Annotated in this window: 18 protein-coding genes; 10 read left to right on the plus strand and 8 right to left on the minus strand. The window is 72.0% G+C overall.

Annotated features, from left to right (window positions below; all coding sequences use genetic code 11):
- Positions 1-273: 273 nt before the first annotated feature.
- Together ACLQ20_RS25060 and ACLQ20_RS25065 are read left to right on the plus strand one after the other, a co-directional pair.
- The gene (locus ACLQ20_RS25060) at positions 274-3459 is read left to right on the plus strand and encodes a penicillin acylase family protein (RefSeq protein WP_425857849.1); all 3186 of its coding nucleotides are present in this window, start codon (positions 274-276) and stop codon (positions 3457-3459) included.
- Positions 3460-3660: 201 nt separating this feature from the next.
- Positions 3661-4317 (plus strand): DUF4304 domain-containing protein, encoded by a 657-nt coding sequence (locus ACLQ20_RS25065; RefSeq protein ID WP_425857850.1) that lies wholly within the window; start codon positions 3661-3663, stop codon positions 4315-4317.
- A gap of 86 nt (positions 4318-4403) precedes the next feature.
- Here ACLQ20_RS25065 and ACLQ20_RS25070 read toward each other — a convergent pair whose 3' ends face one another.
- Positions 4404-7523 (minus strand): hypothetical protein, encoded by a 3120-nt coding sequence (locus ACLQ20_RS25070; RefSeq protein WP_425857851.1) that lies wholly within the window; start codon positions 7521-7523, stop codon positions 4404-4406.
- A 540-nt stretch (positions 7524-8063) separates the two neighbouring features.
- Here ACLQ20_RS25070 and ACLQ20_RS25075 point away from each other — a divergent pair.
- Positions 8064-8462 (plus strand): MmcQ/YjbR family DNA-binding protein, encoded by a 399-nt coding sequence (locus ACLQ20_RS25075; RefSeq protein ID WP_425857852.1) that lies wholly within the window; start codon positions 8064-8066, stop codon positions 8460-8462.
- Positions 8463-8477: 15 nt separating this feature from the next.
- Here the strand turns inward: ACLQ20_RS25075 and ACLQ20_RS25080 are convergent, their stop codons facing one another.
- The 5 genes from ACLQ20_RS25080 to ACLQ20_RS25100 form a co-directional block, all read right to left on the minus strand.
- Positions 8478-8825, minus strand: a complete 348-nt coding sequence (locus ACLQ20_RS25080) for a transcriptional regulator (protein WP_151453008.1) — start codon at positions 8823-8825, stop codon at positions 8478-8480.
- Positions 8822-9625 (minus strand): hypothetical protein, encoded by an 804-nt coding sequence (locus ACLQ20_RS25085; protein ID WP_425857853.1) that lies wholly within the window; start codon positions 9623-9625, stop codon positions 8822-8824. The genes ACLQ20_RS25080 and ACLQ20_RS25085 overlap by 4 nt, the downstream gene beginning before the upstream one ends.
- Positions 9626-9990: 365 nt before the next feature.
- Positions 9991-11400 (minus strand): cellulase family glycosylhydrolase, encoded by a 1410-nt coding sequence (locus ACLQ20_RS25090; RefSeq protein ID WP_425857911.1) that lies wholly within the window; start codon positions 11398-11400, stop codon positions 9991-9993.
- A 282-nt stretch (positions 11401-11682) separates the two neighbouring features.
- On the minus strand, positions 11683-12915 hold the full coding sequence (locus ACLQ20_RS25095; protein ID WP_358120506.1) for an RCC1 domain-containing protein: 1233 nt from the start codon (positions 12913-12915) through the stop codon (positions 11683-11685).
- Positions 12916-13279: 364 nt separating this feature from the next.
- On the minus strand, positions 13280-13789 hold the full coding sequence (locus ACLQ20_RS25100) for a DinB family protein (protein WP_358120503.1): 510 nt from the start codon (positions 13787-13789) through the stop codon (positions 13280-13282).
- Positions 13790-14444: 655 nt separating this feature from the next.
- On the opposite strand from ACLQ20_RS25100, the gene ACLQ20_RS25105 reads away from it, so the two are divergent.
- The gene (locus tag ACLQ20_RS25105) at positions 14445-14951 is read left to right on the plus strand and encodes a hypothetical protein (protein WP_358120500.1); all 507 of its coding nucleotides are present in this window, start codon (positions 14445-14447) and stop codon (positions 14949-14951) included.
- Complete coding sequence (locus ACLQ20_RS25110; protein WP_151455288.1) at positions 14939-15499, plus strand: hypothetical protein; 561 nt, start codon at positions 14939-14941, stop codon at positions 15497-15499. Before ACLQ20_RS25105 ends, ACLQ20_RS25110 begins: the two co-directional genes overlap by 13 nt.
- Positions 15500-15898: 399 nt before the next feature.
- On the opposite strand, the gene ACLQ20_RS25115 is transcribed toward ACLQ20_RS25110, so the two are convergent.
- Positions 15899-16921, minus strand: coding sequence for an AraC family transcriptional regulator (locus ACLQ20_RS25115; protein WP_151455289.1), 1023 nt, complete (start codon positions 16919-16921; stop codon positions 15899-15901).
- Positions 16922-17067: 146 nt separating this feature from the next.
- Between ACLQ20_RS25115 and ACLQ20_RS25120 the strand changes: the two genes are divergently transcribed.
- From ACLQ20_RS25120 to ACLQ20_RS25140, 5 genes are all read left to right on the plus strand, one after another.
- A complete protein-coding gene (locus tag ACLQ20_RS25120) occupies positions 17068-17940 on the plus strand; it encodes an NAD(P)H-binding protein (protein ID WP_425857854.1) in 873 nt (290 codons plus the stop codon).
- A 159-nt stretch (positions 17941-18099) separates the two neighbouring features.
- Positions 18100-18891, plus strand: a complete 792-nt coding sequence (locus ACLQ20_RS25125) for a methyltransferase domain-containing protein (RefSeq protein ID WP_425857855.1) — start codon at positions 18100-18102, stop codon at positions 18889-18891.
- 54 nt (positions 18892-18945) lie between these two features.
- On the plus strand, positions 18946-19947 hold the full coding sequence (locus ACLQ20_RS25130; RefSeq protein ID WP_151455292.1) for a hypothetical protein: 1002 nt from the start codon (positions 18946-18948) through the stop codon (positions 19945-19947).
- A complete protein-coding gene (locus ACLQ20_RS25135) occupies positions 19944-20597 on the plus strand; it encodes a hypothetical protein (RefSeq protein ID WP_151455293.1) in 654 nt (217 codons plus the stop codon). Before ACLQ20_RS25130 ends, ACLQ20_RS25135 begins: the two co-directional genes overlap by 4 nt.
- Positions 20598-20611: 14 nt before the next feature.
- Positions 20612-21514 carry an inositol monophosphatase family protein gene (locus tag ACLQ20_RS25140; protein WP_151455294.1) on the plus strand — a complete coding sequence of 301 codons (903 nt, stop codon included), beginning with the start codon at positions 20612-20614 and terminating at the stop codon, positions 21512-21514.
- Positions 21515-21520: 6 nt separating this feature from the next.
- Here ACLQ20_RS25140 and ACLQ20_RS25145 read toward each other — a convergent pair whose 3' ends face one another.
- Entirely contained in the window at positions 21521-22753 is a 1233-nt protein-coding gene (locus ACLQ20_RS25145) for an SLC13 family permease (protein WP_425857856.1), read from the minus strand.
- Positions 22754-22812 lie beyond the last annotated feature (59 nt).

Raw genomic sequence — 22812 nt, forward strand, 5'->3', positions numbered from 1 at the left:
ACCAGCCCTCAAGCGGACTGAGGAGGCGCGGTGGGGGTGGCGGCGGCGCCGGCCCCACTGTCACGTCCGGGGAGCGGCGCCGGCGGGGCGAAACGTCGGCATTGGCGGTTGGTGAACGACTGCTATCCCGGGCGGCGGTCGGCCGCGATCATTGCCCGGAGATAGATGTGAGCCAATCTCACCTCCGGGTGGAACGCCCGGGCGCGGAGGGCGAGACGTCGGCACGGCAGCCGGGCGTACCGAAGGCCCGACTCCGCGTCCCCGGAGGAATTCATGCCCCGTCCCCCACTCCGCGCCAGGCTCGCGGCGTTCACCGCCGCCGTCCTGACCGCGAGCGTCCTGACCGTCACCCCGCCGTCACCGGCACTGGCCGCCGCCACGTTCGCCGCCAACGACTACTGCCTCGGCCAGTGCGCCGACATCCTGCCGCCCGGGCAGAACGGCAACGCCACGCTGGCCGCCATCCTGGCCCACCAGGCGCTCGGCACCCGCCCCGCGCACTCCAGCGACCAGCTCGACGAGTACGCGAACCTGGTCTACAACTACGCCGGGCTGACCGACGAGCAGATCGCCCACTTCTTCAACGACGCCTCCTTCGGCGTCCCCGCCGCGCAGATCGAGAGCACCGTCTCGCCGCGCGCCGACGTCACCATCGTGCGGGACAAGGCCACCGGCGTCCCGCGCGTCACCGGCACCACTCGCGCCGGCACCATGTTCGGCGCCGGCTACGCCGGGGCGCAGGACCGGCTCTGGGTGATGGACCTGTTGCGGCACGTCGGCCGTGGCAAGGTCACCTCGTTCGCCGGCGGCGCCCCCGGCAACCGGGAGCTGGAGCAGAGTGTCTGGGCCAACTCGCCCTACACGGAGGCGGACCTCCAAGCCCAGGTCAACGCGCTGCGCACCAAGGGCGCCCGGGGCCAGCAGCTCTACACCGACGTGGTCGACTACATCGCCGGCATCAACGCCTACATCGACAAGTCGATCGCCGACGACAACTACCCCGGCGAGTACGTGCTCGCCGGCGCCGGCAAACCGAAGCACTTCACCATGACCGACCTGATCGCCACCGCCGGCGTGATCGGCGGCCTCTTCGGCGGGGGCGGCGGCAGCGAGATCCAGTCCGCGCTGGTCCGGGTGGCCGCCCGGGCCAAGTACGGCGCCACGGAGGGCGACCGGGTGTGGGCGGCGTTCCGGTCGCAGAACGACCCGGAGACCGTGCTCACCCTGCACGACGGGCAGAGCTTCCCGTACGGCGCGACGCCGCCCGGCGCGACCAGCGCGGTGCTCCCCGACGCCGGCACGGTGGTCGCCGAGCCCCTCGCCTACGACCAGACCGGCGGGGCCGCCGCGCGCACCGGCGCCAGCACCGCCACCCAGGAGCTGATCGGCGGCCTGGCCAACCTGCGCGCGCACGGCATGTCCAACGCGGTCGTGGTCTCCGGACGGCACACCACCACCGGCAACCCGGTCGCCGTGTTCGGCCCGCAGACCGGCTACTTCGCCCCGCAGCTACTGATGCTCCAGGAGTTGCAGGGACCGGGCATCAGCGCGCGCGGCGCCGCGTTCGCCGGGCTGAACCTCTACGTGCTGCTCGGTCGCGGCCAGGACTACGCGTGGAGCGCCACCTCCGCCTCGCAGGACCTCACCGACACGTACGCGGTGCCGCTGTGCACCACCGACGGCAGCGCGCCGACGCTGCGCACCAACCGCTACCTCTACCACGGCCAGTGCCTGGCCATGGAGGCGCTGGAGCAGCGCAACTCCTGGTCGCCGACGCTGGCCGACTCCACCCCGGCCGGGTCCTACACGCTGCGCGCGCTGCGCACGAAGTACGGGCTGGTCGCCTACCGGGGGCTGGTGAACGGGCAGCCGACCGCGTTCACCAAGCTGCGCTCCACCTACCGGCACGAGGCCGACTCGGCGATCGGCTTCCAGGCCTTCAACGACCCGTCGGCGATGGGCAACGCGGCGGCGTTCCAGACGTCCGCCGCGAGCGTCGGATACGCGTTCAACTGGTTCTACGTCAACTCCACCGAGGCGGCGTACTTCAACTCCGGCTCGAACCCGGTCCGCCCGGCCACCGCCGACCCGAACCTGCCGGCGAAGGCCGAGCCGGCGTACGAGTGGGTCGGCTGGAACCCGGACACCAACGACGCCACCTACGCCCCGCTCTCGGCCCACCCGCAGTCGGTCAACCAGGACTACTACGTGAGCTGGAACAACAAGCAGGCGCGGGACTTCGGGGCGGCGGACGGCAACTTCAGCTTCGGCTCCGTACACCGGGGTCAGTTGCTCGACGGTCCGGTGCGCGCGGCGATCGCCCAGCGCAAGCTCGGTCGCGCCGACGTCGTGAAGATCGTGGCGGACGCGGCGGTGACCGACCTGCGCGGCCAGCAGGTCCTCGGCGACCTGCTGCGGGTGCTGGACAGCGCGCCGGTCACCGACCCGGCGCTGGCCGACGCGATCGGCAAGCTGCGGGCCTGGCAGCAGGCCGGCGCCCGGCGGGTGGAGACCACGTCCGGCTCGAAGGTCTACCAGCACGCCGACGCCATCCGGATCTTCGACGCGTGGTGGCCGCTGCTCGCCTCGGCGCAGTTCCGCCCCGGCCTCGGGCCGGACCTCTACGCCGCGCTGGTCGACGCCATCGAGGTCAACGAGGCACCGTCGGGCGGCCAGAACGGCGGGCGCGACGGCGCCGCGAGCTGGGCGTTGCAGGGCCAGGCGCACAAGGGCTCGTCGTTCCAGTACGGCTGGTGGGGCTACGTCGACAAGGACGTGCGCACCGTGCTCGGCGACCCGGTGGCCGGCGGCCCCGGGCGGGCGTACTGCGGCGGCGGCAACCTGGCCGCGTGCCGGACGGCGCTGCTCGGCGCGCTCGGGCAGGCGGCGGCCGTGCCGGCCACCACCGTCTACCCGGGCGACAAGTCCTGCTCCGCCGGCGACCAGTGGTGCGCCGACTCGATCGCCCACTCCGGGCTCGGCGGCATCACCCACCCGGTGATCGCCTGGCAGAACCGCCCCACCTACCAGCAGGTCGTCTCGTTCCCGGCACGCCGGGGCGACGACGTCACCAACCTGGCCCAGGGCCGCCCGGCCACCGCGTCGAGCACCCAGTTCCTGACCAGTCACACGCCGGACAAGGCGGTCGACGGCAGCCTGAGCAGCCGCTGGGCCAGCAGCTACAACGACAACCAGTGGCTCCGGGTCGACCTCGGGGCGGCCCGCACCGTCAGCCGGGCGGTGCTGCGCTGGGAGTCGGCGTACGGCACGTCGTACCGGATCGAGGTCTCCGGCGACGGCAGCTCCTGGACGCCGGTGTTCGCCACCACCACCGGCAACGGCGGCGTCGACAACGCCACCTTCGCCCCGGTCGCCGCCCGCTACGTGCGGGTGTACGGGGTCAAGCGGGCCACCTCGTACGGGTTCTCGCTGCACGAGTTCGAGGTCTACGGCCGGTGACGCCGACGGCCGGCCGGCGGGAGCCCTCCGCCGGCCGGCCACCGTCCGGGCAGGTCAACAGCCGCTCGTCGAACGGACGTGCGAGGATGCGGCCCTCGATCAGGTGCCGCAGTAGTCCCAGCAGCGACATCGTCGCGGGGAAGTCCGCGTTGGTCTTGTCGCGCTGCCCGGGCTTCGGTCGACGGACCGTATCGTCGGGTCATGGCGGAACTCGATGTGGTGATGCGCGGCCTGCTGCATGACCTCGGCGTCACCTTGCACCCACGGGGCTTTCACAGCTCCGGTGCGGTGTGGCGACTGATCAGGCCCGAGGGCGTCGCCGTCATTCACAAACAGCCGTCGGAGCGGTCACGGCCCGACGCAAGAATGTTCTACATCGATACCGCGGTAGCCCCCAAGGAGTGGTGGGACTGGCTGGCTTACCGGACCGGGCAGACCCAGCCGATGAACAAAGCGAGCGATATCTACAGCATCGGCCTCATGGAACGCCGCGTGCCGTGCCCCCACCCTGCCGACAGTGACCGCGAGCGCTGGCAGGTGACAGCCGACACCGATGTGGATCGGCTGCGCGCTGATCTCCTCACTGGCGTGACGCGGGCAGCGGATCGACTGGTGGAACTTTTGCAGCCAGGCCGCTACCTGGCCGAGCTGAACGCATTGCCCGACAAGCGGATCGGCCATTGGCCACCACTGGTCATCCTGCTCTCCGGTCGAGGACCGTCACCGGAACTGGATGCTGCCTGCGCCAAGTTACGCGAGGCCTTCGCCGAGCGGCCCCGGGCGGCCGGATACGTCGACGAACTCATCGGCTGGGCGCATGCCCGCGCGTCGCGTCGAGCGCTTGGCACAACTCCATGACGGCCGGTCCACAGCGGCTCGCAGTGCCGCCGGCCGAGGGTCCCGGCGCGGGCCCCGGTCACCAGCGGCCCGGCGCTGACGGGGCTTTACGACGTCAGAGCGGGGCCGGGGTGGGACGGTCGGGCGGATTGCCGGCGGCGGCCGAGTGACAGGAGCAGGCCGGCGGCGGCGAGGGCGGCTCCGGCGGCGGCGGTGTACGCGGGAAGTTGGGTGGGGATGCCCAGGTGGACGGTGATGCCGAGGATGCGGGAAAGGCCCCAGGGCAGCAGCGCGAGCTGGTCGTTCCACACCGTCAGCGCGCGTTCCAGGCCCACCACCGAGACCAGGGCGGACAGCACGCCGAGGGGCACGCCCGCGGCGGTGAGAGTCAGCCCGACGGCGCTTCGGCGGCGCAGGCCGTACCGGTCCCGCAGGACCACGGCGGCGGCCACGAACAGCCAGCAGAACGCCGCGAACGCGACGGTGACGTACGCCGCGCGCAGACCCGGCGCGGTCCAGAAGGCGAACCAGTACCCGCCCGGTCCGCGCCCGGCGAGTGCGGCCAGCAGCAGCACGCTGCGCAGCAGCGCGACGCCGCCGACCACGGCCCACAGGTGGAACGGGTCCCGCCGGCCGACGACGAGGCGTACGACGAGGGCGAACAGCGCCCACCCACCGAGCGTGACCAGCAGGTGCGCCGGCGCGGCGAACCAGGTCAGCACGAGCCGGCTCGCCACCAGCACCACGGCCGGGACCAGCCACACCAGCACCCGGTCCGCCCGCGCCCCGGGCGTCGGCAGCGCGGCGACCCGCCACGGCCGGAGCGCGCCGAGCAGCAACCCGCGCGCGGCGGCTCCGCCGAACCCGCGCCCGCGCAGGCCGAGCAGCACCACGAGCAGGATCGACCCGAGCAACGCCCGGGCCGCCCAGGCCATCGCCGGGTCCCGGTCGGCGCGCCGCGCCCCGAGGTCGGCGGCGGTGAAGTTGTACGCGGGCAGGTCCAGGTCGGCGCCGTAGCGCTGCCGGTGCGCGTCGCGTGCGTCGTGGTACGCCGCCGCGGCCAGCCGCCAGTCGTGGCGGGCGGCGGGGGAGCCGGTGTCCAGCCACTGCGCGTGCCGCAGCACCATGGCCCGGTACGCGCCCAGCGTCTCGAACAGGTCGACCTGGTAGTCGAGCGTTGCGGTGAAGCGCCCGCGCAGTTCGGCGTCGCGCCAGGTCGCCGGGTCGGTCGCGGCGACCAGGTCGCGCATGCGCCGGGCCAGCGCGACGGCCTGCGTGCCCTCCTCGATCGCCTCGTCGACGCGGCCGCCGGTCACCGCGTAGATGCTGTCGAGCGCGGCGGAGTCGCCGGTCGGGATGTCCCACTCGAAGATCCACATCATGGGCGGCGGTTCCAGCCCGAGCGCCCGCACCGACCGGTCGGCGTACGGGCCGATGTAGAGGCCCTTGGTGACCGCCTGCCGGGACAGCGCCATGGCCTGCCCGATCGCGGCGACGGTGGCCGGGTCGCCGGAGAACGTGCGGTACGCCCAGTCCGCCGTTACCTGCGCCGGGTCGGCGTGCGGGTCCCAGGCCAGGCGGCCGACGGCGTACGTGTTGAGCTCGTAGAGCTGCCAGAAGCCGGCGCGCAGGTGCAGCGACATGGGCCCGGCACGCAGCGGCCCGCCGTCCTGGGTCCAGTTCCAGACGCCCTCGACGTTCGGGTTGGCGGCGAGGAACGCGCGCAGCGCCTGGCGGTGCAGCGGGCCGAGGTCGTTGGGCAGCGAGCCGAACGCCTCGAACTCGCGCCGGGCCTGGAACTCCACGATGCGGCGGTGCCCGCCGCCGAGCAGGGTGGTGTTCAGCGGCAGGTGGCTGTAGAAGTCGCCCAGGGTGTACTTGGTGGACACGATCAGGTGCGGGTCGTCGAGCCCGCCGAGCACCCGCGCGTACGACTCCGGGTTGGTGTGCAGGTCGCCGACGGCGCCGACGCCCACCGTCCAGGTGCGGAAGATGATCTCCTTGCCGGCCGCGCCCGCGGTGTCCAGCAGCGCCCGCAGCATCGCGCGCACGGACGTCTCCGTGGTGACCGCGAGCCGTGACGAGTAGTCCCAGCCGGCCCCGGCGTACACCTCGCCGCCCTCGCCGACGCGGACCATCAGGCCGTCGACGAACGGCATGCTCTCGAACAGCTCGGCCAGACCGGCCTGGTAGACCGCCCACAGCCGAGGGTCGGCCACGTCGAGGCCGCCGACGGTCCGCGTCAGGTACGCCTCCAGCGGAGGCGACACCGCGAGCATGTCGGTCAGCAGGAAGACCCGCACGCCCATGTCCTCGGCGTACCGGAAGACGGGGCCGAACGCCGCGACCATCGCCCGCGCGCGGGCGACGTGCGGGTCGCCGGGCGGATAGACCGCGCGCCCGTCGCCGACCTTCGCGAACGTGACGTACTCCAGGAAGCCGGGCACGACGATCCCGTTGAATCCCTGCGCCACCGAGTGGTCGACGAACTGCCGGAACTGCGCGTCGATGCGGGCCACCGCGCCGGCGTCCACCCACGGCGCGCCAGGCAGCACCGCCGACCCGACCACATCGGTGTTCAGCCCATAGTCGTCGCCGGCGGCGAAGACGGCCGGATCGGGCTCGCGCCCCACCGAGCCCGCGTCGGTCAGCCGCAGGCCGAGCCGGGGGACGACCACCCGACCCGCGTCCGCCGCGGGAAGCGCCTCGGCACCGGAGCGGATCCGGTCGGCCAGCCGGTACATCCCGGCTGCCACGCCCGCGACGTCGCCGCCCTGGACGGCCAACTCGGCGCCGTGCACGTCGAGCCGGTACGACTCGGGCGCCCCGCCGAGGGTGGCCAGCACGCCCGCCCGCAGCGTGGTCACCGCCGACAGGTCCGGGGCCGCGCCGGTCCCCGGCGCGGCCGGCGCGGACCTGGCCGGGCGCGGCGCGGCCGGAGCGAGCACCGGCCGGGGCAGGCCGCGGGAGACGACCGCGTCGGCCACGGCGGCCGCGGCCTTCCTGACGCGCGGCTCGTCGGGCACGACGAGGGACGCCAACGGCGGGACCGGTGCGGGCGTCCGCGCCGGTGCGGCGACGGCGTCCTCGCGCGGCACGGCGGCGGGGGAGTGGCTCAGCCCCAGCGTGTCGCCGACCCCCCAGGCCGTGGCCGCGCCGAGCGCCAGCAGGACCGCCGCGGCGACGAGCAGCGGGTACGGCCTGCGTGCCCGAGCAACGTGAGCCATGCGCGCATGGTAGTGGCCCACCGGCCCCGTCCTCGACGTACGGAAAGCGCTCCCTCAGTGGCCAGCGATCGCTGCGGCCCGGTGCCGCGCTGACCTCGCGTGGCAGTTCCGTATCGGCAGGCCGTGCGAACAGCAGTGCCTGCCAACGTCACCGTGCACCGTTCGGCGTGGCTTGGCGAGTAGGCAGGCCGGCCGTCCTCGACCGCCGGTGTGTAGACCAACCCTGGGCGGGGTTAAAGATTATTGACGTCCTACTTCACCAGGCGAAGTACGTCAGCAGGTGACGTCCTTCGCCTGGTGCCGTCAGCCGATCGCCCGGCTGCTCGGACCGGGGCTGGCCGTGATGGTCGTCCTGCTTAGCGCACGTCGCAGCGCCCACAACACCGGCACCGGGTAGGGGCACACCCCAGCGGGCTTCACCGCTCAGGCACCGTACCCCCGCTCCGCCGAGAAGATCGCACCGCCGCGACAACATCCGCTCCTGCCGCGGGCGCGTGGTGCAGGGCGCCGTGGCCGCCCAGGATGTGCTTACCTTCTGACATGCCGCATCCCATCATGTTCGACGAGGCAGATCCGTTCCTGGACCGGCTGCGGACGCTCGCCCTGGCCTTTCCCGACGCGGCCGAGAAGATCTCCCACGGGCGTCCCGCCTTCTACACCACCAAGGTCTTCGTCTACTACGGAGGATCGGTGAAGGTCGACGGCGTTCATCAACAGCACGAACAGTCGGTGATCGTGCTGGTTGACCCCGACGAGCGCGCGGCGCTGCTGGCGGAAGACCGTTGCTTCGTGCCGGCCTACCTGGGTGTCGCTGGGTGGGTCGGGGTGGACCTGACCGATGAGACCGGCTGGGATGAGGTCGGCGAGCTACTCGACGCCAGCTACCGACGTACGGCCGGGGCACGCAGGATCGCGCTGCTCGACTCCCGGCGGCCCTGAGCACCCCGCAGCTGCTCATTTGCCTTCTGTGGTGGTTTCGACGCGGGCGATCAGCACCTTCAGGCGGCCGATCTCCTCGGCGAGGGCGGTCTTGCCTTCGGGGGTGAGGGTGATCCAGGTGCGGCCACGCTTGCCCTCGTAGCCCTTCTCGATGTCGATCAGGCCGGCCGTCTCCAACACGGTGAGGTGCTTGGAAAGGTTGCCGGCGGTCAGGTCGAGCTGGGTGCGCAGGTAGCCGAACTCGACGCGCCGTGCCTCGTGCGCGATGGCGAGGATGCCCAGCCGCACCCGCTGGTGCACGACCTCGTTGAGGCCGGTGACCGGGTGGTCGGACGGGTCCGGGGTGTCGGCCTCGGCAGTCACCGCTGCCTCCGGCGGGCCTGTGCAAAGCCGATCCCGCCCGCCAGGAGCACGGTGCCGGTGATGAGCTGGGGTGACGTCATCGACAGCCGGAGCTGGGTGTCCGCCCCCGACATGAACGACGGGATCACCCAATCGGGCAGTCCCATGCCCTCGGTCGTCGGCAGCACCAGCAGCACCAGCGCCAGGTAGCCCAGGGTGAACAGCAGCAGCGCGACGTTGCGTTCCAGGCGGGCCAGCACCAGCAGCGCAAGCCCGATCAGACCCCACGGTGCGATCAGCCGGTCCAGCACGATCCACCAGAACGGCATCGGGCCGCCCCCGAAAGGCGGGTGGCTCGGGAAATAGGCGGCCGCCGCCGTGTACGCGGCCGTGAGGACGACGGCCGTCGCGGCACCGGTGATCGCGTACGGCAGCACGCGGGCACCCAGCCCTCGCGCCCGGGCGGCCCGCACGTAGCTGACGGCGATCGCCGTATAGGCGAGCAGCAGCGCGGGCGGCCAGTAGTAGAGCATGCCCCGGCGCGCGAACGAGCAGCCATCGCCGTCGCACTGCACCTTCATGAAGAGCCAGTCGAACACGACGGCCACGAAGGTCACCGCGGCCAGCACCAGCAGCGCGACCCAGGTCAGGCGCTGGTCGCGGCGCACGCGGCCGGCCAGGTCGCGCACGTCGGAGAGGAGGCGGTGAGGGTCATCGCCGGCGGACAACGAGTCAGTGGTCATAGCAATAGGTTTCCACAGCAAACCTGTTTGCGCCAGTCCCTTGCTTGGCGACGGACAAAACTCGGCGCGATCACCCACCGCGAGAGCCTGGGCGCCATGACAGACCTCGACGCCAGGGCGAATCCCCACCGGTACCCGCGGGAGGCTCTGCTCGGGAAGCTCGACGGGCTGTCGGAGTGGTGGTGGCGCCACACACCGGTGACGCTGCACCACATCCTCATGCACGTGTTCGCCGAGCCGAACCGGCGAACCGGAACACTCAGCCCACGCAGATACCGCAGACCGGTCGTCCGCTGGCCCGACCGTCGCAGCCCCGCGAAGCCCCTTGCCGCGAAGTCCTTCGACCGCGCCCGCACCACGCGAGTTCCCGCTCATCCAAGCGCCGCAGCCAGACATCGCCACGATGTCCGTAAAGGCGGCACGCCCGAAGGCCTGACCAGGCGCTACTGGAAGCTGTCGGGGGTGCGGATACGGTCGCGGATCCAGGCACCGGCCGGCTTGAGGCGGCTGGTGCCGCCGAACTGGCCACTGCCACAGGTGCCGGTGGTGAAGACCGCGCCGGAACGGAAGTCGTCGGAGAAGTTCCAGTTGGTCCAGCTGATCTTCTTGCTGGCCATCAGGTCGAGGTAGCGCTGGGCCATGGCGAAGTCGTTCGGGCCGTCACCGGAGTAGTCCTGGGTGCCGAACTCGGTGACGAACAGCGGCAGCCGGTCGGCGGCCCGGGCGAAGGTGTCGTAGTACGCGTTGCCGTGCGAGGCGGCGTAGAAGTGGAAGACGTACATCAGGTTGCCGCCGGCGACCGGGTTCGCCGCGATCGTGTCCACCCCACCGCCGCTGCCGGAGACGCCGAGAGAGGACCAGTCGGGGGTGCCGACCAGCACCACGGCCTCCGGGTCTCGGCTGCGGATGACCGGAATGACCTGGTCGGCGTAGCTCTTGATGGCGCTCCACGACACGCCGTTGGGCTCGTTGGCGATCTCGTAGAGCACGTTGACCTTGTCCTTGTGCCGGTCGGCGATCTCGGCGAAGAAGGTGCGCGCCCGGGTCAGGTTGTGGTTCGGGTCGCCGGGGCTGAGCATGTGCCAGTCGACGACGGCGTACATGCCCCGGGCGGTGGCCAGCTCGATGTACTGGTGCACCAGGTCGGTGAAGCGGCGCGGGTCGGTCTCGTACCCGCCCTCCTGGATGTACATCGAGATGCGCAGCACGTCGGCGTTCCACTCCCTGGCGAGCACGTCCAGGGAGGTCGGGGTGGCGCAGTTCGCGTACCACTGGAGGCCGTGCGTGCTCATGCCGCGCAACTGGATCGCCCGGCCGTCGCGGTTGCAGAGCTGGCGACCGCAGACCCGGAGCTGGCCGTTGGCCGCGACCGGCGAGACGCCGGTCGGCGGCGGGGTCGTGGGCGGCGCGGTCGGCGGCGGGGGAGTGGTCGGCGGCGCGGTGGTCGGCGGCGCGGTGGTGGGCGGCGTCGTGCCGCCGGTGCAGGGCTGGCCGTTCAGCGTGCAGCCGGTCGGGGTGCCGGTGCCGGTGGCGACGAAGCCGAAGGTGACGGAGGCGCCCGGGGCGACCGTGCCGTTCCAGGACCGGTTGGTGAAGGTGTGGCGCTGGCCGCTGCTGGTCAGCAGCGCGTCCCAGTACGTTCCGACGGTGGTGCCGGCGGGCAGGTCGAACTCCAGCCGCCACGAGGTGATCGTGCTGCTTCCGGAGTTCGTGATCCGGTAGCTGCCCTCCCAGCCGGAGCCCCAGTCGTTCACCTTGGTGAAGCTCGCGGTCGGTGCCGCTGCCGCGCCGGCGGTGCCGGTCAGGGTCAGTGGTGCCAGCGCCACCGCCGCCAGCAGGCCGGCGGCCAGGATCGTTCTGCCGCGAAGTCGCACGGGGCACCTCCGGTGGTCGGGGAGGGAATCTAGTGCCATCGAACTATAAAGATACTTAAGTATTAGTGCAACGAGATCCGACCCCGGTCGGTCGCGGCTCCGGTCACGGGCTCGAGGTGTGCGGACCGCCGCCCGCTACCGCCGCAGCCGCCCGTACCGTGGTTGCTCTCCCCGATCTGACTGCGCGACATCGGTCGATGGTGCGGTGCCGTCGGTCCGCGGCGGCGCGGACCGACGGCATCGCTCGTTCATCGGTGGCGGTCAGCCCGGCAGGGCCACCTGTGCCGGGGTCGACCGGTGGGTGGTGGTGCCGTCGCCGAGCTGCCCGAACGAGTTGTCGCCCCAGCACCACAGGCTGCCGTCGGCGCGCATCGTGCAGGCGTGGTAGGACGCGGCGAGGCTGTCCGTCCAGGTGGTGGCGGCACCGACCCGGGTCGGGGTCGACCGGTGGGTGGTGGTGCCGTCGCCGAGCTGCCCGGACGCGTTGTTGCCCCAGCACCACAGGCTGCCGTCGGTGCGCGTCGCGCACGACGAGTCGATGCTCGTCTCGACCCTTGCCCAGGTGGTGCCGGTGCCGACCTGCAGTGGGGTGGTCTGGAAGCCGAGGCCCCCGCCCACCTGGCCGTACCCGTTCTCGCCCCAGCACCACAGCGTCCCGTCGGCGCGGACCGCGCAGGTGTGCACGTACCCGGCCGTCACGCCGGTCCACGTGGTCGCGGTGCCCACCTGCGTCGGCGTCGCCCGGTAGTCCCGGATGCCGAGACCGAGCTGCCCGTCCGAACTGCTGCCCCAGCACCACAGGGTCCCGTCGGTGCGGGTGGCGCAGGTGTGCGCGTACCCGGTCGTGACGCTCGCCCAGGTGGTCGCCGTGCCGACCTGCACCGGGGCGGTCGCCTGATAGGGGGTCACGCCGGTGCCGAGCTGCCCGTGGCGGTTCTGGCCCCAGCACCACAGGGTGCCGGTGGTCTGGACGGCGCAGGTGTGGTTGGTGGCGGTGCTGACGCTGGCCCAGGTGGTGCCGTCGCCGATCCGTACGGGGCTGCTCCGTTTCGTGGTCGTCCCGTCGCCGAGCTGCCCGTTGTTGTTGCTGCCCCAGCACCACAGCGTTCCCTCCGTGCGTACCGCACAGGTGGTGCTGATGCTGGCGTCGATGCGCGCCCAGGTGGTGGCGTCGCCGATCCGGACCGGAGTGGTTCGGTCCGTGCTGGTCCCGTCGCCGAGTTGGCCGTAGAAGTTGTTGCCCCAGCACCAGAGTGCGCCGTCGGTGCGGATCACGCAGGTGTGCAGATTGCCCGCGGCGACCCGGGACACCGGCCCGGCGGCGACCGAGGCGTTCGGCGTGCCCCGGTCGGCAGAGCTGACGCCCGCCGTGGCTGCGCCCGCCGTGACTCCGATGGCCAGCGCGGTGATCCCGACAGCGGCCGCTGCCGCGACGGCGGCTCGGGCTGCCCGCCTCCACCGCGTCCGTAGCCGCCCCACCCGATTCTCGTTCATGATCTGCTCTCCCTGGACATCGTCGGTTCCGTACGGTGGAGGCGGCGTTGCCCCGACAGGTCGCCAGCGACCTTCACATCGATGAAACTCTACATTGATATACGTCAGTCAACTCGCTCGGGCTTCGCCGACCGGCCGCTTCCTGGCGGCCCGGCGCCCTGGTGGGGTGGCGGCCGAGGACGTCGCGTGGGTGCCGGAGTCGGACGAGCGGATCATCGGTCCCCCCTGGCTGCCTGACGTCGGGTCGGCAACCGCGAGCCGGCCTAGGTGGCGGGAGCAGGTCGTCCCACCATCTGCTCGGTGTTCGACGGCGCCCGCCAGGCCGACCTCCGGACCACTGCGTCGACGACGCAGTCCCGATGACCTAGCGGGATGCCTCCGACCGCGCGGCGCGGCGGATGTCGAGCAGGTGGTGTTCGCCCTCGTGGATGGTGTGTCGGCCGAGCCACAACAGCGTGCGGGCCTGCGGTCGCGGCCACGGGTAGACCCCGGTGCGGGCGAGTTCCGCAGGACCGAGCACGCCGAACCGGGCGGCCAGGTCGTCGGCGGCCGCGCCCAGCGCCGCCAGCACGGTCGCGGGATCCTGCTCGTTGTACGCCGCCGCCACGGCGCGCTCGTCGCGTCCCATCGGGGCGAATTCCGGCTCCTCGACGCGCAGCGCCAGCGCGAGGCGTTCGGCCTGCACGCCGAGCACGTCGCGGACGTGGCAGGCGTACTCCAGCGGCGACCACACCCCCTCGGCCGGTCGCCGGCGCACCTGCCGCACCTCGGCGAGGGCGGCTGAGTACCGCCCGCCGAGCGCGCGCAGGAACGGCGGCAGTTCGTCGGCGGAGACGCCGGCATAGTCGAAGCCGCACTCGTCGCACCGGTCCACAGGCCGAGGCTAGCGGCGTTGCCGTCCGCCGTCACGCCCCCACGGGCGCCACGCGGCGGTCGGGTAGGGGCCCGCCCGGAAACATGGCGCCAGCGCCGCCGGCAGCCGCCACAGTCCGGGCTCACCCGGTCGGGCGGTCGGTCCGGCGGTCCGCCCGGGACGGCGGGGAGGGCACGGTACGGCCGGCGCGGTACGGCCCACTGCACAGGTCCCTCGGCGTACCCGCGATCCGGCGCTGCCCGGCCCGTCCACCCGGTTCTGCACCACCGCCCAGGCCACCTGCGAGCCGGCCGGCGCGTTCGGCAGCGACCAGCTCTACGGCGACGCCGGCAACGACGGCGTCTGGGGTCAGGACGGCGACGACGCCATCCGAGGCGACGACGGCGACGACGACCTCTTTTGAGCACCAGGTGGCCCATGGGCTCGGCGGGGGATGGCTGGTCGTTGGGCAAGATCGCCATCTCGCTCTGGCGCCAACCCGTGCCACCTGGTCATGACCGGCATCATGTTTCAGGTACCAGCCGCCCGACAGATCCAACACTCTGCGTCACCGTCTTGTGACCCCTTGCGTTGCCCTTGGTTGATCGTTAGGTTCGTTGACAACCATCGATCAACTGGAGGATGGATGTCAGGGAACGGGCTTCGATCGGCGCGGTTGGCCGCCCTTGTGGCGGCCTCGATGCTGGTTGCCACGGGGGGATTCGCATCAGCGGCGGCGGCCGATGTGGGGCCATTGGATCACTGCACGTCGGTCGATGGCGGGGAGCTGGTCTACGACGACCTCACCAAGTACAACAACTCGTTGTCGCACGCGGTGAATCAGTGGAACTCGCTGAACCCGATCAACGTCAAAGCTGATACGGCTTCGACCTACGCGGACGTCGACGTGTCCGACTACACCTCTTCGAGCGACAGTCGGGCGGGCTGGTTCGACTGCAGCACGGGCGCGGACGACATCAAACTGAACACGCACCACATGGACGGCTACAACGAGTCGCAGAAGCACGCCGTCATGACCCACGAGTTCGGGCATTCCCTCAAGCTCGGCCACGGGCCGGAGATCGCGGTGATGGACTCGTGCCCGGCCTGTTACAACCCGAACATGAGCAACAACCTGCAGTCGTGGGACATCAGCTCGTATCACAGCGTATGGGGGTACTGATCATGAACCGCCGCCTTGTTCGACCGCTGGTCGCAGGCGCCGCCGCTGTCGCGGTGGCCTCTGGCGGGTGGTTGGCCTATGACTCGCTGCGCGCGGGTGAAACGCACTCGGTGCACGCGTCCTACGCGTTCGACGTGAAGGATGAGACGAAGGTGGCGGGGTTCGCCGACTACGTCGTCGTCGCGACGGTGGACCGTATCGCCGAGGTGCAGGAGCGCGATGGCACGCCCTACACCGTCTTCGAGGTGACCGTGGACAAGACCCTCAAGGGCGATCCGGTCAAGACGCTGCGGGTGGTCCAGCTGGGTGGAACCCTCGGTAAGGACACCTGGCGGGTGGAGGGTGAGCCCCTGCTGCGGCCCGGCACGACCTACGTGCTGGCGGCGAAGACGGAGCAGGGGCGTGGGACGCACCAGCTGGTGGGCGGGGCGGACTTCCCGGCCGTTGACCGGGCCGCAGCCCGTGCCGGGGGGTCGGCCCCGGTGGCCGAGTGGGAGACCAGCGTCGACCGCCAGCGGTGGCCCGACGAACTCCCCAAGAGTTCCTGACCGCCGTCCTTCGGCCGGACCCATTTGGCCTGCCGCCCCGGTCCCGGAGCGGCAGGCCAAATGCTGTCCTGGCGAGGAGTTCTCCGGCAAGCGGTGCGCCGGGTGTTCGCTTCGTAGAGCCAGGAGGCGTTCATGGCGGGCCACGTCGAGGCGTTCCGGGTGCTGGGCGGGGTGCCGAACCGGCACATCCGCTACGACGGTGGGGGCGTTCCCAACTGTCGAAGATCGGTTGTTGACAATGCTGTCCCACGAGTGTGAGAGGCGTTTGAACCTCGTTACTTGCGGCGTACGCCTCGGTTTATTGAGGTCTCGTTTCCATGCTCGGCGGCGTTGGTCCCCGGGACGGCGGAAATTCCTCGGGGGACTGTGCTCAGATGGGCAGAAGTCGAAACTGCTGGGTCAACCAGTCGCCGCACTCGTCGACGAGTAGGCGGTCGAGACACTTCCCGTCTGCTGGCTGGGGGCGGGGAGTGTCCGTCGTGCCGCTCCGGGTGGAGAGCCCACCACACGCTTGAACGCTCGGGCGAACGCGGCCTCGGAGCGGTAGCCGAAGCGGTTGGCGAGTTCGGCCACGGTGGCGCCCTCGTCGCGTAGCGCCGTTGCGGCCAGGTGCATCCGCCAGCGGGTCACGTAGCTCATCGCGGGTTCGCCGACCAGTTCGGTGAAGCGTGCGGCGAAGGCTGAGCGCGACATCGGGATCTGGTCGGCGAGCGAGGCGACGGTCCAGTTCCGGCCGGGTTCACGGTGGATGAGGGAGATCGCGCGGCCGATCAGTGGGTCTCGCAGGGCCCCGAGCCAGCCGGACCGGGCGGCCGGGTCGTTCTCCAGCCACGCGCGTAGCGCCTGCACGACGAGCACGTCGGAGAGGCGGGTGATAACCGTCTCGCCGCCGGGGCGCAGCCCGTCGGCCTCGACTGCCATCAGTCGCAGGGTGGACTGGATCCAGTCGAGCCGGGCGGGGTCCGTCGCCGGGTCGAGGACGAGGATCTGTGGCAGCAGGGCCAGCAGCCTTCCTGCCGCCGGGTGGTCGGAGCGTACGGCTCCGCAGACCATGTCGATGCGCTCGCCGCCGCCGCCGTGGCGGAGGATCTCGTAGCGCTCGCCGAGCTGTTCGCGCTCCAGCTCGAAGATGCTCGGTGTCGGCGCGTCGGGTTCGCTGCGCAGCCGGTGGCCCTGGCCGTGCGGGACGAGGGCCAGTTCGCTCCCGGTGAGGCGGCGCGGCTGTGCCCCTGGCGCGTCGAGCCAGCAGCTCCCACGCGTGATGACGTGGAACCAGAGGTGGTCCTTGAGTGGCGGAAGCTCGAGCCCGAACGGGGCGGTGAACTCCGAACGGCAGTAGAACGCACCCCGCAGCTCGAGGAAGTGCAGCGCCTCGCCGAGCGGGTCGGCGGCCGAGGGCCAGGGGGCACGTTCGTCGGGCATGCCGCAAGTGTGCCAGGAGCAACGCACCGACGATCCAGACCGGCTGGACGAAAGAGCATGTAATGCGGACAGGAAGTCATAGTCAGTCCCTGAAGCCCGGCGGATGCTGGACGCATGGCAAGACATGCCGACTGAGGGGGACTGACATGATCGCCGTGATGGGGGCGACCGGGAACACCGGTCGCAAGGTCACCGAACTGCTGCTCGAAGCCGGCGAGGAGGTCCGGGCGCTCGGCCGCTCGCCGGAGCGGCTCGCCGAGCTGGCCGCGCTGGGGGCCGCGACGGCCGTCGGTGACGCCCGCGATGCCGACCACCTGGCGAGCGCCTTCGCCGGCGCCGACGCGGTCTACACGCTCACCGCGTTCGACCCGACCCTGCCCGACTACCACGCCGACCAGGACCGACGCGGGGAGACCATCGTCTCGGCGATCCGGAGGAGCGGGGTACGCCACGTGGTCGCGCTCAGCTCGATCGGCGCGGAGCTGGCGGGCGGTAACGGGTTCATCGCCAGTCTGCACCGGCAGGAGCAGCGACTGCGGACGCTCGACGGTGTCGACGTCCTGCTCCTGCGTCCCGGTGCCTTCTTCGAGGGCTTCCACTCGGCGCTGGAGACGATCCGCCATGAGGGAGTCGTCGCCGACTCCGTCACGCCCGACGCGAAGGTACCGATGATCGCCACGGCCGACGTCGCGGTGGCCGCCGCCGGGGCGCTGCGCGAGCGGAACTGGAGCGGCGTGGTCGTCCGCGAGCTGATCGGCCCCCGCGACCTCACGTACGCAGAGGTGGCGACCGCGATCGGTACGGCGATCGGCCGCCCGGACCTTCGGTACGTCCAGCTGTCCGACGAGGAGATGGCGGCGATCCTCACCGGGACCGCCGGGTTCTCGCCCGACTTCGCCGCCCTGCTCGTCGAGTTCAACCAGGCGCTCAGCGCCGGTCGACTGCGCCCGATCGAAGGCCGCAACGAGGGCAACACGACTCCGACCCGGTTCGAGGAGTTCGCCGCCACGCTGCGGTAGCGGTGGCGGCTGAAGGGCGCGTCGCCGGCGCCCTCGGCCGCCCCGCGCTTGCCGCTGCGGCTGCGGGCACCGTCGCGGCGGTCACGCCACGCGACGCCGGGTGGTGCGAGTCTGGAGGTGGTCGCCGTCGCCGAAGGTGGCGCCGCAGCGGAGGGTGCGATGGCCGAGCCACCGACCGGGGCCCCGTCGGGCAGCGCACAGGCGCACGGGCGGCGCGCCAACCGGCGAAGCTACCACGACGGTGTGCAGGTCAACGGGTACGTCGACGACCCGTACCACCGGGTCCGCCGGGCGGTCGCGGCCCGGTTGATGGTCGACGACATCCGTGGGGGAGAGCCGGTGCTCGAGTTGGGCTGTGGTCCGTGCAGCACGGTCGACCCGGCGGAGCTGCCCGTGCCGCTCGTGGTGGCGGACATGGCCGAGGCCGCGCTGGGTGCGGCCCGCCGGGCCGCCGCCGGTCGGGCGCTGCCGGTCTGCCTGGACGCCACCTGCGCTCTGCCGTTCCGCACCGGCAGCTTCTCCGGGCTGCTGACCGGTGAGTTGATCGAGCACGTCTACGACCCGGTGGCGTTGCTGCGGGAGTGTCACCGAGTCCTCGCCCCGGGTGGGCTGCTGGTGCTCACCACGCCGAACCTGGCGACCGTCCAGGACCGGCTGGCGTTCCTCGCCGGCCGCGCACCCCGCCAGGTGGACCCGCTGCACCCCTACCTCTGGTTGCACATTCGTCCGTTCACCGCGTCGCTGCTGCGGCGGGTGCTGCGGCGGGCGGGGTTCGCACCGCTGGCGCTGCGGTCCAACCACGTCGGGTGGCGGCTGCCCGGCGGACGCTGGGTCACCTCCCGGCTGCTCGCCCGGCTCGCGCCGGGGCTCGGCGGCTCGCTGATCTGCGCCGCCCGGCGGCTGGACGAGCCACCTTCGCCGCAGGGCGCGGGACTCGGGAGCAGTGCGTGATCAGCCATTGACATAGGGCTATCATGAGGGCTCCGTCGTCGACCGGGAGATGTCATGGCCGGCCTTCTCACCTGGGTCGTCAGGAATCTCGACGCGTTCATCGGGCTGCTCCTGGCACTGACCGTCGCGACCCTCGGGCTCAACAACGGCGTCAGCCAGGACGTGGTGAACAGCGCAATCCTGCTCGTGCTCGGCCTGCTCGCCCAGGCGCTGCTGCGCGACCGGCTGCGCCGGGAGACCGCCGAGCGCGAGGTGCGGCAGGTCATCCGGGACACCCGGGACCGGCTCGCGGAGCTGGTGCCGCAGATGGGCGAGATAACCGGTCCGGAGGGGGCGCTGAACCGGGCCCGGGAGGCGATCGACAGCATCTCCATGGTCCGCGTCCTGCACGGCAGCGAGGTCGGGCAGGCCCTGGCCGAGGCCCGTCGGCACACCGACCGGTGGAACTTCAAGGGCGGCACCGGCACCTACACCCGGGCGGTCACCCTGCCCGACTGCCTGGAGCACGCTCGTCGGCGTAACGCCACCCTGCACTTCGCCATCGAGATCATCGACCCGACCGACGAGGAGGTCTGCGAGCGGTACGCACGGTTCCGGCGCAGCCTCGCCCCCGACGAGCCAGGCGAGCGGTGGACCGTCGACCGCACCCGCAAGGAGTCCTACGCCACCGTGCTGGCCGCCTGTTGGCACCGGCAGCGCTCCGGGCTGCTCACCATCGACGTCCGGGTCTCCGCGCAGATGACCACCTTCCGCTACGACCTCTCCTCGAGCTGCGTCATCGTGACCCAGGAGAATCCGCAGACCCCGGCTCTGCGGATCGACCGCGGGGAGCTCTACTACAACCGCTACAACATCGAGTTGCAGTACAGCCGTGAACAGAGCCGGCGGGTGCCGATCGAGGCTGCCGGGCAGGTCAGGCTCGACGACGAGCCCTCCGTGGAGCAGGTTCGCCGCCTGTTCACCGCGCTCGGGCTGCCACTGCCCCGGTCCTTCGGCGACCGCGAGGTCGCCGACATCGTGGGCCGGGCCATCCAGGCGAGGAACCCGTACGCATGATGAGCTACGCCGACCTCGAACGTGAGATCGACCGGGGCACCCGGCCGGAGCTGCTCCGCGACTGGGTGTCGGGCGTCCTCGACGACGTCGCCGAGGGGCAGCGGCCGTTGCTGGCCGTACGGCACCCACTCGGCTTCACCTGCCTGCCGGTGAGCCGTACCGGCGCCGACGGGATCTGCGTGCACGCCTGGCCGGCCGAGCCGCCGACCGTCCAACCGACCACGTCCACCGTGCACTCGCACAGCTGGGACCTGCTCAGCCACGTGCTGCACGGTCGGGTCCGCAACGAGCTCATCGAGGTGACCGAGGCGTCCGCCGACCCCGCCTGGCGGGTGTACGAGGTGCACAGCCGGGGCGACGTCGACGAGTTGGCGGCCACCGACCGGCTGGTGACGGCGGCGACCGTCACCGTGGAGACGTACGGCGCAGGCAGCTCGTACGCGCTGCGCGCCGGTGGCTTCCACACCTCGGAGGTGGACCCGGGGCAGCCGGCGGTGACCGTGGTGCTCGGCCGGGCCGCGCCCGGCTTCTGCGACCTGAGCCTCGGCGCCGTGGGCGGACACCGCCACCGGATACGCCGGGACCGCTGCGACGCGGCGGAGACCGCTCGGATGGCGCGGCAGATCGCTCGACTGGTGGCACGGGGCTGAGGGGTGGAGGAACCATGGACGTGCAGCCGGGCAGACCCGGGCCGGACCTGCGTGAGGCACACCGGTTCGCGGTGGAGGCCGCGCAGGCCGCCGGGCGGCTGGTGCGCCGGGGCACCCGGGGCGAGTTGCACGCTCGGGCCAAGAGCGCGTCCGGTGACCTGGTCACCGACCTGGACCTGGCCGCCGAACGGCTGATCGTCGGCCGGATCCGGGCCCGCTGGCCGGAACACGGCGTGATCGCCGAGGAGGGCGGGGAGTACGCCACCAACGACTCCTGGGCGTGGCTGGTGGACCCGCTCGACGGCACCAACAACGTGGCGATCGGGCTACCCGCGTACGTGGTCGGGATCGCACTCTGCGACCGGGGCTCGCCGGTGCTCGGGGTGGTGCACGACCCGGTCGCCGGCCGCACCTGGTCGGCCGTCCGTGGTCAGGGCGCCTTCGTGCACATCGACGGCCCGGCCGGGCAGCCGCTGCGCACGCGGCACCGGCCGGTGCCGCCGGCGCCGGTGCTGGCCTGGACCCAGGGATACGAGGTACGCCGGGACGACAGCACCGCCCGGGCCCTCAAGGTGGTGCTCGACTCCACCGCGCGGCGGGTGCTGCAACTGTGGGCGCCGCTGCTGTCCTGGGTGATGCTGGCCCGGGGCGACATCGACGGCATCGTCGGCTACCGTCCGGAGGCGGTCGACCTGCCGGCCGGGATGCTGCTGGCAGCGGAAGCCGGCATGGTGGTCCGGGCCCTCGACGGCGGCTGCTTCGACGACCGGTACGGGGGCCCCGCCGAGCGGCGCAGCTTCGTCGCCGGCCCGCCGGAGACGATCGACCGGCTGGTCAAGCTGGTGACCGCGGCACAGTGGATCGAGCCGAAGGTCCGCCACCTCACGCCGATCAGCCTGACCACCGTCGGTTGGTGAGGCCGGTCAGCCCGGCGGGGTGACCAGCAGGGCGGCGACGCTGGCGGTGGTGGCCAGGGCGGCGAGGACGGCGCTGGTGGCCACGAACCGCCCCAGCGGGACCGCGACCCCGGCGGCCCGGCAACGCTCGTACCAGATCAGCGTGGCCAGCGACGCCCACGGGGTGGCGAGCGGGCCGACGTTGGTGCCCACCAGCAGGGCCAACAGTTGAGTGTGGTGGTGCACGGCGATGACCGCCTCCCCGGCCACGTACGCGGGCAGGTTGTTGACCACGTTGGCGAAGAGGGCACCGACGGCGCCGGCCCGCAGCGCGCCCTCGGCCCCGGGGTCGTCGCCGATCAGCGCACCCATCACGGTGTCCAGCCCGAGCCGACCGATGGTCTGCACCACCAGGAACAGCCCGGTGACGAAGACCAGCAGCCGCCAGGGGACCAGATGGAGTCTCAGGCTGCCCCGGGCGCGGACCGCGAATCCGGCGACCAGGATCGCGGCGGCGACCCCGGCGGCGATTCCGATCTCGACCTCGGCGAGGATCCCGGTGACGAACAGCAGGCAGGCCACGAGCGCGGTGCGGTAGAGCACGGGGTCGGACGGCACGTGCGGTGGCGGTGGCACGAACGGGTCGGCGCCGGCCCGCGCCGGCCGCCAGTACCACCACCAGAGCAGCAGCATGGTGATCGCGATGGCGACCAGTTGCGGCCACCACATCCGGGCCGCCCACGGCAGTGGGGCCAGCCCGATCCGGTCGCTGGCCAGGATGTTGGTCAGGTTGGACACGGGTAGCAGCAGGCTCGCCGTGTTGGCCAGCCAGACCGTGGTCATCGCCAGCGGGACCGGCGGCACACCGAGCTTGCGGGCCAGAGCGATCATCACCGGGGTGAGCAGGACAGCGGTGGTGTCCAGGTTGAGCGCGATCGTGGTCACCGAGGCGAACCCGACGCAGAGCCAGAACAGCGCGCGGAAGTCGCCTCGCGCGGTGATCGCCATCCGGGCGGCGAGCGCGTCGAAGACCCCGGCCACCGCGGTCAGCTCGGCCAGCACCACCACGGCGCCGAGGAAGATCAGGATCGGCAGGATCCGGCGTACGGTGGCCTCGGCGTCCGCGCGGGGGAGGAGGCCGGTCAGGACGCAGAGGACGCCGCCTGCGAACAGGCCGATCGCGATCCAGTCCAGTACGTGCAGCCGACCCCAGGAGGATCGGTCCGGGGCGGCCGACGGCGACTCGCCGGTGGTGTCCACAAGGCACGATCCTCGCACACCGTCGCCCGCCGGGTTGCGACCGACTCGACCGCGTATGG

The sequence above is a fragment of the Micromonospora sp. DT46 genome (assembly GCF_049841735.1).
GTDB lineage: Bacteria > Actinomycetota > Actinomycetes > Mycobacteriales > Micromonosporaceae > Micromonospora > Micromonospora reichwaldensis.